The following is a 12,462-nucleotide window of genomic DNA, read 5'->3' as shown; positions in this document are numbered from 1 at the left end:
ATTTTGAAAGATTTGTTTATAATAATAGTTGTCGTTAAGCTACAAAAGCAGTTTCTTGTTCCTTGAAAACTGAACGAAACGAAGCGCGAGCGTTTCGACACCTTCGGTGTCGACGCTAATGAAGCCAATCAACTTTCTTTTGGAGAGTTTGATCCTGGCTCAGGACGAACGCTGGCGGCGTGCCTAATACATGCAAGTCGAGCGGACCGGATCAGGGCTTGCCTTGATTTGGTCAGCGGCGGACGGGTGAGTAACACGTGGGCAACCTGCCCGCAAGACCGGGATAACTCCGGGAAACCGGAGCTAATACCGGATAACACCGAAGACCGCATGGTCTTCGGTTGAAAGGCGGCCTTTGGGCTGTCACTTGCGGATGGGCCCGCGGCGCATTAGCTAGTTGGTGAGGTAACGGCTCACCAAGGCGACGATGCGTAGCCGGCCTGAGAGGGTGACCGGCCACACTGGGACTGAGACACGGCCCAGACTCCTACGGGAGGCAGCAGTAGGGAATCTTCCGCAATGGACGAAAGTCTGACGGAGCGACGCCGCGTGAGCGAAGAAGGCCTTCGGGTCGTAAAGCTCTGTTGTGAGGGACGAAGGAGCGCCGTTTGAACAAGGCGGCGCGGTGACGGTACCTCACGAGAAAGCCCCGGCTAACTACGTGCCAGCAGCCGCGGTAATACGTAGGGGGCGAGCGTTGTCCGGAATTATTGGGCGTAAAGCGCGCGCAGGCGGTTCCTTAAGTCTGATGTGAAAGCCCACGGCTCAACCGTGGAGGGTCATTGGAAACTGGGGGACTTGAGTGCAGGAGAGGAGAGCGGAATTCCACGTGTAGCGGTGAAATGCGTAGAGATGTGGAGGAACACCAGTGGCGAAGGCGGCTCTCTGGCCTGTAACTGACGCTGAGGCGCGAAAGCGTGGGGAGCAAACAGGATTAGATACCCTGGTAGTCCACGCCGTAAACGATGAGTGCTAAGTGTTAGAGGGGTCACACCCTTTAGTGCTGCAGCTAACGCGATAAGCACTCCGCCTGGGGAGTACGGCCGCAAGGCTGAAACTCAAAGGAATTGACGGGGGCCCGCACAAGCGGTGGAGCATGTGGTTTAATTCGAAGCAACGCGAAGAACCTTACCAGGTCTTGACATCCCCTGACAACCCAAGAGATTGGGCGTTCCCCCTTCGGGGGGACAGGGTGACAGGTGGTGCATGGTTGTCGTCAGCTCGTGTCGTGAGATGTTGGGTTAAGTCCCGCAACGAGCGCAACCCTTGCCTCTAGTTGCCAGCATTCAGGTGGGCACTCTAGAGGGACTGCCGGCTAAAAGTCGGAGGAAGGTGGGGATGACGTCAAATCATCATGCCCCTTATGACCTGGGCTACACACGTGCTACAATGGGCGGTACAAAGGGCTGCGAACCCGCGAGGGGGAGCGAATCCCAAAAAGCCGCTCTCAGTTCGGATTGCAGGCTGCAACTCGCCTGCATGAAGCCGGAATCGCTAGTAATCGCGGATCAGCATGCCGCGGTGAATACGTTCCCGGGCCTTGTACACACCGCCCGTCACACCACGAGAGCTTGCAACACCCGAAGTCGGTGAGGTAACCCGCAAGGGAGCCAGCCGCCGAAGGTGGGGCAAGTGATTGGGGTGAAGTCGTAACAAGGTAGCCGTACCGGAAGGTGCGGCTGGATCACCTCCTTTCTAAGGATGAAGAAAAGCGGAAGCGCCGCGATCGGCTCTCGAAGCCAAATGTTCTTCACCCGCAGGGGTGCTTGCACCCCGAGGGGGAAGGTTATTTGGCAGAAGAGAGCCAGGCGCTGGAGCTAGACACCAGTCGTGATTCAACGCAAATTGCGCTTCTGTTTCGTTCAGTTTTGAAGGAATGAAAAATTCCTTCCCATCGTTCTTTGAAAACTAGATAACCGGAAAAGCAAAGGAAGAAGCCGAGAAGCGCTGTAGGTTAAGCTAGAAAGGGCGCACGGTGGATGCCTTGGCACTAGGAGCCGATGAAGGACGGGGCAAACGCCGAAACGCTCCGGGGAGCTGTAAGCAAGCGTCGATCCGGAGATGTCCGAATGGGGGAACCCCCTGCCCGTAATGGGGCAGGATCCATGCCTGAATCCATAGGGCATGGAGGGCACACCCGGGGAACTGAAACATCTTAGTACCCGGAGGAGAAGAAAGCAAACGCGATTCCCTGAGTAGCGGCGAGCGAAACGGGAGCAGCCCAAACCAAGAGGCGTGCCTCTTGGGGTTGTAGGACCGCCCAGATGGGAGTGAGAAAGGAACGGGGTAGACGAACCGGTCTGGAACGGCCGGCCAGAGAAGGTGACAGCCCTGTAGTCGAAACTTCGTTCCCTCCCGGGCGGCTCCTGAGTACGGCGGGACACGGGAAATCCCGTCGGAAGCAGGGAGGACCATCTCCCAAGGCTAAATACTCCCTAGTGACCGATAGTGCACCAGTACCGTGAGGGAAAGGTGAAAAGCACCCCGGAAGGGGAGTGAAAGAGAACCTGAAACCGTGTGCCTACAAGTAGTCAGAGCCCGTTAAAGGGTGATGGCGTGCCTTTTGTAGAATGAACCGGCGAGTGACGATGGCGTGCGAGGTTAAGCCGAACAGGCGGAGCCGCAGCGAAAGCGAGTCTGAACAGGGCGTATGAGTACGTCGTCGTCGACCCGAAACCAGGTGATCTACCCATGTCCAGGGTGAAGGCCGGGTAACACCGGCTGGAGGCCCGAACCCACGCACGTTGAAAAGTGCGGGGATGAGGTGTGGGTAGGGGTGAAATGCCAATCGAACTTGGAGATAGCTGGTTCTCCCCGAAATAGCTTTAGGGCTAGCCTCAAGGTGAGAGTCTTGGAGGTAGAGCACTGATTGGGCTAGGGGCCCTCATCGGGTTACCGAACCCAGTCAAACTCCGAATGCCAATGACTTATCCTTGGGAGTCAGACTGCGAGTGATAAGATCCGTGGTCAAGAGGGAAACAGCCCAGATCGCCAGCTAAGGCCCCGAAGTGCACGTTCAGTGGAAAAGGATGTGGAGTTGCCCAGACAACCAGGATGTTGGCTTAGAAGCAGCCACCATTTAAAGAGTGCGTAATAGCTCACTGGTCGAGTGACTCTGCGCCGAAAATGTACCGGGGCTAAACGTGCCGCCGAAGCTGCGGGATGACCGTTGGTCATCGGTAGGGGAGCGTTCTAAGGGCACAGAAGCCAGACCGGAAGGACTGGTGGAGCGCTTAGAAGTGAGAATGCCGGTATGAGTAGCGAAAACAGAGGTGAGAATCCTCTGCGCCGAAAGCCTAAGGGTTCCTGAGGAAGGTTCGTCCGCTCAGGGTTAGTCGGGACCTAAGCCGAGGCCGAAAGGCGTAGGTGATGGACAACAGGTGGAGATTCCTGTACCACCTCCTTCCCGTTTGAGCAATGGGGGGACGCAGGAGGATAGGGCGAGCAGGCGGTTGGAAGAGCCTGTCCAAGCCGCAAGGCTGATCCGTAGGCAAATCCGCGGATCAAAAAGGCCAAGCGGTGACGGCGACGGAGTCATCCGGAAGTCCCCGATTTCACACTGCCAAGAAAAGCCTCTAGCGAGGGAAGAGGTGCCCGTACCGCAAACCGACACAGGTAGGCGAGGAGAGAATCCTAAGGCGCGCGGGAGAACTCTCGTTAAGGAACTCGGCAAAATGACCCCGTAACTTCGGGAGAAGGGGTGCTCGTTTGGGTGACGAGCCCGAACGAGCCGCAGTGAAAAGGCCCAAGCGACTGTTTATCAAAAACACAGGTCTCTGCGAAGCCGAAAGGCGACGTATAGGGGCTGACACCTGCCCGGTGCTGGAAGGTTAAGGGGAGCGCTTAGCGCAAGCGAAGGTGCGAACCGAAGCCCCAGTAAACGGCGGCCGTAACTATAACGGTCCTAAGGTAGCGAAATTCCTTGTCGGGTAAGTTCCGACCCGCACGAAAGGTGTAACGACTTGGGCACTGTCTCAACGAGAGACCCGGTGAAATTATATTACCTGTGAAGATGCAGGTTACCCGCGACAGGACGGAAAGACCCCGTGGAGCTTTACTGCAGCCTGATATGGAATTTTGGTATCGCTTGTACAGGATAGGTGGGAGCCAGAGAAGCCGGAGCGCCAGCTTCGGTGGAGGCGGCGGTGGGATACCACCCTGGCGGTATTGAAATTCTAACCCGCACCCCTTATCGGGGTGGGAGACAGTGTCAGGTGGGCAGTTTGACTGGGGCGGTCGCCTCCCAAAAGGTAACGGAGGCGCCCAAAGGTTCCCTCAGAATGGTTGGAAATCATTCGGAGAGTGCAAAGGCACAAGGGAGCTTGACTGCGAGACGGACAGGTCGAGCAGGGACGAAAGTCGGGCTTAGTGATCCGGTGGTTCCGCATGGAAGGGCCATCGCTCAACGGATAAAAGCTACCCCGGGGATAACAGGCTGATCTCCCCCAAGAGTCCACATCGACGGGGAGGTTTGGCACCTCGATGTCGGCTCATCGCATCCTGGGGCTGTAGTCGGTCCCAAGGGTTGGGCTGTTCGCCCATTAAAGCGGTACGCGAGCTGGGTTCAGAACGTCGTGAGACAGTTCGGTCCCTATCCGTCGCGGGCGCAGGAAATTTGCGAGGAGCTGTCCTTAGTACGAGAGGACCGGGATGGACGCACCGCTGGTGTACCAGTTGTCCCGCCAGGGGCACCGCTGGGTAGCTATGTGCGGACGGGATAAGCGCTGAAAGCATCTAAGCGTGAAGCCCCCCTCAAGATGAGATTTCCCATCGCGTGAAGCGAGTAAGATCCCTCGAAGATGACGAGGTCGATAGGTCCGAGGTGGAAGCGTGGCGACACGTGCAGCTGACGGATACTAATCGATCGAGGGCTTAACCTAACAAGAAAAGTGGAAGCGCCGTAATTTCGCCTAAAGCCGGCCCGCGTCCTGCGGGCAACGGCGAAATATCGCCATCCTGGCGATCTCGAAGCCAAATGTTCTTCACCCGCAGGGGTGCTTGCACCCCAAGGGGGAAGGTTATTTGGCAGAAGAGAGCTAGGCGCTGGAACTAGACAGTGAAAAGCGCAGGCGAGCGGGTCGCCGCGATGGGCAAATGTTCTTCGCCTGCAGGGATTTGCGATCCCGAAGGCGGAGGTTATTTGACCCCGAGCGGCGGCGAGCCGAAGTTGGACAGTTGAAAAGCGGAAGCGCCGCTTCTTCCGACAACGGTTATCTAGTTTTGAAGGAATGAACTTCCTTCACAATTACAACGCGGAAGTAGTTCAGTGGTAGAACACCACCTTGCCAAGGTGGGGGTCGCGGGTTCGAGTCCCGTCTTCCGCTTCCCAACATGCGCTCGTAGCTCAATTGGATAGAGCATCTGACTACGGATCAGAAGGTTAGGGGTTCGAATCCTCTCGAGCGCGTTTAATAATCTTTAAAAAAGATATTGACAAAAAAGCGATTAGCCATTATATTTTTATTGCAATCGTTTTTCAGACAAGTTCATTGATATGGATCATGCGGGTGTAGTTTAATGGTAAAACCTCAGCTTCCCAAGCTGAAGTCGTGGGTTCGATTCCCATCACCCGCTTTCCTTTGTTTTGAAGTGAATATCATGTACATTGCCCTAGTAGCTTTAGGGATCCGTTGCGAGTTGTCCCGACGCATCAAGCTTCCTTGAATGGGCTTGTAGAGGAAGGGACAGCGGGAATATTGGAGTGTACTGTTGATGATGTCCCAGTAGCTCAGTCGGATAGAGCAACGAGCAAAGTCATCTTCGAAATAGCTGCGAGTTGTCCCGACGCACCAAGCTTCCTTGAATGGGCTTGTAGAGGAAGGGACAGCGGGAATATCGGAGTGTACTGTTGATGATGTCCCAGTAGCTCAGTCGGATAGAGCAGCGGCCTTCTAAGCCGTCGGTCGGGAGTTCGAATCTCTCCTGGGACGCCATTTACATACGGAAGGAACACGCGGGTATAGCGTGAAAGAAAGCCTCCTATGATGAGCCCGAAAGGGTGCTGTGATAGGAGGCTTTTGGTTTTGAGGCAGAAGTGTGCCAGGGCTGGCTCATGCCACAGCTCAGTAGGATCGGACAACGAGCACTCACTTCCCCGAATCCGCTGCGAGTTGTCCCGACGCACCAAGCTTCCTCGAATGAGCTTGTAGAGGAAGGGACAGCGGGAATATCGGAGTGTACTGTTGATGATGTCCCAGTAGCTCAGTCGGATCGAGCAACGAGCAATAGCTTCTTTGAAACAACTGCGAGTTGCCCCGACGCATCCAGCTTCCTTGAATAGGCTCGCAGAGGAAGGGGCATCGGCCCTAAGCCGTCGGTCGGGAGTTCGAATCTCTCCTGGGACGCCATTTACATACGGAAGGAACGCACGAAGTAGCGTGAAAAAAGTCTCCTATTGCGGGCGCCGGATCAGAGGGCGCTGTAATAGGAGACTTTCGTTTTTGATTAAACATATATGGCGAAATCACACAGAAATCAGTCTCTTATCGCGGTTTAGCTGAATCGTGATGGGAGATTTTTTTCTTCCATAGGCGATAAAACCTCTATTTGTCTGGGCCGGACTTGCCGACATTCTCTCTTTTGGCATCGCAAGCTTGCTGCGATGGCAGAAGCATTTTCTCGTTAATGGAACAGCTGTGTTTTGTCTTGCAAATGAAAACAAATTGAAACGTTCCTTTCCGCGAAAGTTTGGTAAAATGTATAAGATAGAAATAAAATTCGAAAACGTGCCATACAATGAACATGCATGGCAACTATACGAGTTAGGTGATCGACATGGGGTTTGAACAGCAACTTGTCCATAAAACATTTTATGAAACATTGATCGATACGGGAGAACGGGATACCGTCTATGCACTTGGCGACATTTTCTTCGCCGCGTACCGGGACGGGGCCGATTTGTCGTCTATTCGTTTTGCCCAAGGGGAGGTGTATTTCCACCGCCGCGATTATGAGACAGCAATTTTTAAATGGGAAAACGTCCATAACGATTTGCGTCCATGGGCGCAAAAAAACATTGCTGACAGCTACTATGAGCTTGGACAGCTTCAGTCTGCCGAGGAGCTGTATCGCTCGATCGAGGCGGAAAGTGAAACGCTTCAAGCGGAGATCATCTTGCGTTTGTTTTCGCTCTACCGCGAGTTGGGGGAAAGAGAAAAAGCGGATGAAATGATCAAACGCGGCGTGGCGCTCTACCCCGACTACCCGAATATGACCGAATGGGCGCGTGCTTTTTTTGAGGAGCAAGGCGATTGGGAAAGTGCCATCGAGCTCGCCTTAGGGGAAGCGGTGCGGACGTCGGCGCGCCGTTGGGCGGACATTTTAACAGGCTATGTGGAACAAGGGCATGCGCGGGTGATGGCGCCTGCGCGGTTTTCACGGTGTTTGACGCTGCTGTATGAAACTGATCGGGTGAAGTTTGAACGATTAGTACAGGCGTTATGGAACGGTTATCAAGATGGCGATGTGTATTTTTCGTGGCTGGCGGAGTGGAATCGTCTTTATGACGAGCTGGCGATTGGCCGCGACTATGAGTGGAAGCGAATCCCGTCCCTTTTAGCCGAGGCGTATGCCGGGTTAGTAAAAGGGCGGTATCGGGTAAAAGAGCTAGTTGAAGTCGTGCCTCCGCTCTTAAAAAGCTGGGTGAATTTAGCCGGTGGAAGCGGGAGGGCGGAGGCCGCGGCTGCCTTATTGGCGTGGAGTGAAAAGTTTCCGGACAGCTTTGATGATGAAACGGTGAAGAACGCCGCTAAACAGCTTGTTCGTGCGGATGCGAAGTCCGGGGAAGCGGGTGTGGCGTTATTTGAGGAAATAGCCGACTGGGCGGAGGTGCAGCGGGCGGGCTCACATTTTCGTTTCCGTTGGCTTGTGCGGCAGCTTTCCGATTTGCGGCTGCACCGCGTCCTTATTGCCGGGGCGTCGCGAAATGAGCGGCTGGCGTTTTTGCGCACGGTGGTCGGTGAAGCGGCGTTAGTGGCGCCATCCGCCCCGGTGCTTGTTTGGAAAAGCGGAGACGAGACTGAAGTGACGAAAATTAGTGATGAACAGTTTACAGTTTTTGCGAGCCTCGATGAGTTTCAACAAACATCGGGGGGGCGGGGAAGCCGATTTCCTGATGATACGGTGATTGAGTGCACGGCGCCGTTTCCGCTCGTACCGCAGGAGGTGGCCTTTTTGGACATCGGCCCGCTTGGCGGGCGCGCCTTTTCCGACCATGAGGCGTTCGCCTCATTCCCGCTCGCCGATAGTATTCTTTTTCTTCTAAACGGTGATGATCCATTTTCTAGCGTCGATGAACAGCTCGTGCTGCAGCTTTGCGAGCGGGCGTCGCACGTGCCGATTCACTTTTTGTTGCCGCCGGGTGACGGGATGATCGATGAACAGGAAGCGGCACGGATCGCCCAAGACATCGAGGCGCATATTCGCACCGTCGTGCCGGAGGCGAACGTGATCGTCTATTCGCCGCACGCGCCAAGCCGCAGGCAGCAACAGGAGCTTGTCGGCTTGCTTGGTGAGGTGCGTCAGCATCGGTCTTCCGTTCGCCGGGAAGAAGCGATATTGGCGACAATTCGCCGGTTCATTGCCCATTTGTTCCGACAGCGGGCTGAGGCGGAAAGACGGCTGGCGGAATCGGTCGTCTGGAAAAAAGAAATGGCCGCCAAGCTGAATGGGGCGATCCACCAACTCGGCGATCAGCAAGAGGAGAAAACCGCGAAAATCGTAAAAGCGTTCCGCGCTGTTTTGGAAGAGACGCGGACGGCCGTGGCAGCGGCGATTCCGGATATATTGCGCAAAGCGGCCGACTTTGTGCGGGAAGACAGTGACTTTTCCCGCCTTCACCTCGAGCTGAATGACAGCGTGAACGAACAGCTTCGCGCTTATGTCGATGAAGAGGTGCTGCCGAATTTGCATCGCGCCATGAACGATTGGATTGCCGCGACAGAAGAGGAATTCCATGAATGCCAGGCGTTTTTGCATGAAATGAGTGAAGGGTTTAACGCTATGTTCGGTGAGGAGCGGCTTGCGCTCGAGTGCGATTTCCGCATTTTGACCGATTGGCGGCGCGATATTGACCGGCTCGCAGGCGGCACGCAAATTGACAAGTTGAACGTTTTCCTCCGCCGCACGCCGGGGCAGCTGCTCTTGAAGGGGGCGGGCAAACTGCTTGGCGCCTTCGCGCAAAATAAGGCGATGTTGGCGCAAAAGTATAAACAGTTTATCCAAACGCAAGATTATGCCGATGTGGCGGAAACGGTTATCGGGCAGTTGTTGCTGCCGTTTGAATGGTTTGCGAAATCGCTCGAACGCGACATTGCCCAATTTTTCCAGCCGTCGTTGGCAGTGTTAACGGAAACGTTGGAGCGGTTGGAGCTTGAAATTGCCGCCCAGGAAGGGGAATTGAAGCAGATGCGCACGAATCCGGAAGCGTATCGCGACCCGCTTGTCCTTTTCGGCATCCGCCTACGCCAATGCGAACAGCTGGCACAGGCCGCCTCCACCGCGGTTCAAGTATAAGGAAGGTGTCCTAACTAACGGGACACCTTCTCTATATAGGCGTAATGACTGACGGAAAACGGAAGAACACAACTTTTTGAAGACAGCCCCTTCTATAGGCTGTGGTTCACTCCGTCACCGCCTTCATCTGCCGCGGCTTGGCCGGATGTTTGCGCGCACAGATGGAGGATGCTTCCATCGCTTTTTTCTTGCATTCTTTTTTTTTAGAGAGTAGACTTTGATTGTAAAAAGATCATACACTTACGGGAGCTTGTGGAATCAGGCTGAGAGTACGGCTAATCCGCCGTTGACCGTTGAACCTGTTGGATAATGCCAGCGCAGGGAAAGGAAGCATTTTGAAGCACTTTGCCGCGCGCAAAGTGCTTTTTTGCGAGAGTGGAATGGGGATAGAGCAGAAAGGGTTGGAAAATATGACACAACAAGAAATCGTCGAATGTTTGCTTTCGTTTATCAATAAGGAAACGTCCTCGGAAGATGAGTTTAACGAGTATGCCTTGCAGCTATTTGCCTATCAATACGAAAACAATCTTCCGTATCGTACATATTGCAGGCAAAAAGGAAAAACGGCAAGAACGGTGAAAACGTGGCGGGACATTCCCGCTGTGCCGATCAATGCGTTTAAAGAATTGACGCTAAGCTGCACGCCTCCTGAGCAGGCTGAACGTGTGTTTATGACGAGCGGAACGACAAAAGGAGTTCGGGGAAAACATTATCATCCGACACTGAAGGTGTACGATCAGTCCATGATCGTCAATTTTCAAAAGCGGTTCATGAAAGGGCGCGATAAAATCAAGATGGGGATTCTGTTTCCGGCGGAAGAGGATATGCCGAATTCTTCGCTCGCCCATTATTTAGCGCTCGCTATTAACGTGTTTGGCACGGAAGACAGCCAATATTTTGTCAACCGCGGCGGTCTGGATATGGACCGGCTTCTTGCCGGACTGGAGCAGGCGGAACAATCGGGTGAGCCGTACGCCCTTTTAGGGGCTTCGTTTAGCTTCGTTCATTTGTTTGAAGAGCTCGCCAAACGAGGAAAAACGTTCCGTTTGCCGGACGGGAGCCGAATTCTTGATACAGGCGGCTTTAAAAACCAGTCGCGGGAAATGGGCCTCGATGAGTTTTATGACGCGCTGTCCGCTTATCTTGGCGTCCCGCGCCGCGCGTGCATCAACATGTACGGCATGACAGAGCTTAGCACACAATTTTACGATAACGGAAATGAGACAGTTCCGTCGGTGAAATCGGGGCCGCATTGGATTCGCACGAGAGTGATTCATCCGTTGACCGGGGAGGAGATGCCAAAAGGAGAACGCGGCGTCCTCGTTCATTGCGACCTCGGCAACTTCAACTCGGTAACGACGATTTTGACGGAAGATATGGGCGTGGAAACGGACGACGGCTTCCGATTGTTCGGTCGGGTGCAAGGGGCGGAAGCGAAAGGTTGTTCGATCGCAGTCGAAGAATTCATCCGCGCGGCGAAGGGGATGTCCGAATGAGAGAATATGCCGGTTATCTTCCTGATATCGGGGATGAACCGATCGAAACGCGTGTTTTAACGTTTGAAAAAAACGGGGAAACGGTCGAGGTGGAAGTTCCCCTTTTAACGGTGGGACAGCTGAACAAAGTGGCAGAAAAAGTGAAACAAGCCAGCGCCCGGGTTCTTCCATCGTTTTCGGTGATGGAGATGGTTGAGTTGCTTGGCCGGGCGGTTGAACAGCTGCTTGATCGCCGCCATCCCGTTCGGCAAAAGGCGGAACGCGTGCTGCCGATTGTCACCGGTTATGATGCGGAAATGGTTCGGCTTGGGCTGACCTCGTATTTCAAAACGTTCCGCAAACCGCAATTGCAACGGTTTCTTGTGGAGGACTTCGAAACCCCCCTGCTTCTCGACGGCTTTCAACCGCGGGCCAAAGGCGGCTTTTCCAAAGCGGTCGGCCCGGAGTTGATCGTCCATATTTGGGCGGGGAACGTGCCGGCGCTGCCGTTATGGAGCTTGATTTCCGGGCTGTTGGTGAAAGCGGGGAACATCGGGAAAGTATCGAGCGCTGAGCCGCTTTTTGCCGGCTGGTTTGCCCGTTTAGTAGTAGAAATCGAGCCGAAATTGGCGGACTGCCTGGCCGTTGTTTGGTGGAAAGGCGGAGACGCCGAGCGGGAGCGCGCTATGTTTCAGCAAGCGGATGTAGTCGTCGGCTATGGGAGCAATGCATCGCTGCAAGACATGCAAAGCCGCATTCCGGTGACAACCCGTTTTTTGCCGTTTGGCCATAAAATTAGTTTTGGCATTGTTTCCCGCTCCTGTCTTGATGCAAGAAAGGCGTGGCAGACCGCTCACCAAGCGGCGTTCGATATTGTGCGCTACGACCAGCAAGGGTGTTATTCGCCGCATCTGTTTTATGTGCAAAAAGGTGGAAGGGTCTCGCCAAAAGAGTTTGCCCGCTACGTCGCCCACGAGCTGAACTGTTTTGCGAAACGGTTTCCGCGCCGCCCCCTTTCTCTTGAGGAAATGGCCGCACAAGCGGCTTGGCGGCAGCACGAAGAACTGAGCGCGTTGGCGGACAATGAGAAGGAAGTGCTCGGAAACGAAGCGGGAGATTGGGCCGTCGTGTATGAGCCGGAACACCGGGAGTTTGCTGTGAGCTGCCTGAATCGGGTTGTGAAAATCGTTGCCTTTGATGATATTTTACAAATCATTTCAGAAATCGCCCCGTATCGGCGGTTTTTGCAGACGGTAGGAGTGGCCGCTTCGCCAAAAGAGCTGTTCGAATGGGCGAAGTGGTTAGGAAAAGCGGGCGCCACACGCATTACAGCGCTTGGGTATATGACTTCTCCTGAAGCGGGCTGGCACCATGATGGGCGCTTTAATTTGCGCGATCTCGTGCAAATGGTCGATATTGAATCAGCGGCTGAAGCGTATGCGGAACAGTTCGCTCCTTATGTCGATTAAGGAGG

The 12,462-nt window shown here is 54.5% G+C and carries 3 protein-coding genes, 4 tRNA genes, 2 rRNA genes and 1 riboswitch; all 9 genes read left to right on the top strand.

Annotation, left to right across the window (positions count from 1 at the left end; all coding sequences use genetic code 11):
* Window positions 1-136: 136 nt before the first annotated feature.
* The 9 genes from M493_RS10225 (at window position 137) to M493_RS10180 (ending at window position 12,457) form a co-directional block, all read left to right on the top strand.
* A 16S ribosomal RNA gene (locus M493_RS10225) occupies window positions 137-1,695 on the top strand.
* Window positions 1,696-1,952: 257 nt separating this feature from the next.
* Window positions 1,953-4,880, top strand: a 23S ribosomal RNA gene (locus tag M493_RS10215).
* The 16S and 23S rRNA genes sit together here with 4 tRNA genes alongside, the layout of an rRNA operon.
* A gap of 372 nt (window positions 4,881-5,252) precedes the next feature.
* Window positions 5,253-5,324, top strand: a tRNA-Gly gene (locus M493_RS10210).
* 9 nt (window positions 5,325-5,333) lie between these two features.
* A tRNA-Arg gene (locus M493_RS10205) sits at window positions 5,334-5,407 on the top strand.
* Window positions 5,408-5,503: 96 nt separating this feature from the next.
* Window positions 5,504-5,574, top strand: a tRNA-Gly gene (locus M493_RS10200).
* A gap of 282 nt (window positions 5,575-5,856) precedes the next feature.
* Window positions 5,857-5,933, top strand: a tRNA-Arg gene (locus M493_RS10195).
* A gap of 841 nt (window positions 5,934-6,774) precedes the next feature.
* Complete coding sequence (locus M493_RS10190; RefSeq protein WP_020960255.1) at window positions 6,775-9,513, top strand: tetratricopeptide repeat protein; 2,739 nt, start codon at window positions 6,775-6,777, stop codon at window positions 9,511-9,513.
* Window positions 9,514-9,745: 232 nt separating this feature from the next.
* A riboswitch (TPP riboswitch) is annotated at window positions 9,746-9,854 on the top strand.
* A gap of 69 nt (window positions 9,855-9,923) precedes the next feature.
* The gene (locus tag M493_RS10185; RefSeq protein ID WP_041267942.1) at window positions 9,924-11,009 is read left to right on the top strand and encodes a long-chain-fatty-acid--CoA ligase; all 1,086 of its coding nucleotides are present in this window, start codon (window positions 9,924-9,926) and stop codon (window positions 11,007-11,009) included.
* A complete protein-coding gene (locus M493_RS10180) occupies window positions 11,006-12,457 on the top strand; it encodes an acyl-CoA reductase (RefSeq protein WP_020960253.1) in 1,452 nt (483 codons plus the stop codon). Before M493_RS10185 ends, M493_RS10180 begins: the two co-directional genes overlap by 4 nt.
* The last annotated feature ends 5 nt before the right edge of the window (window positions 12,458-12,462 follow it).

Source organism: Geobacillus genomosp. 3 (assembly GCF_000445995.2).
GTDB lineage: Bacteria > Bacillota > Bacilli > Bacillales > Anoxybacillaceae > Geobacillus.
The sequence above is the reverse complement of the archived record's forward strand: the minus strand, read 5'-3'. Positions and strand labels throughout refer to the sequence as shown.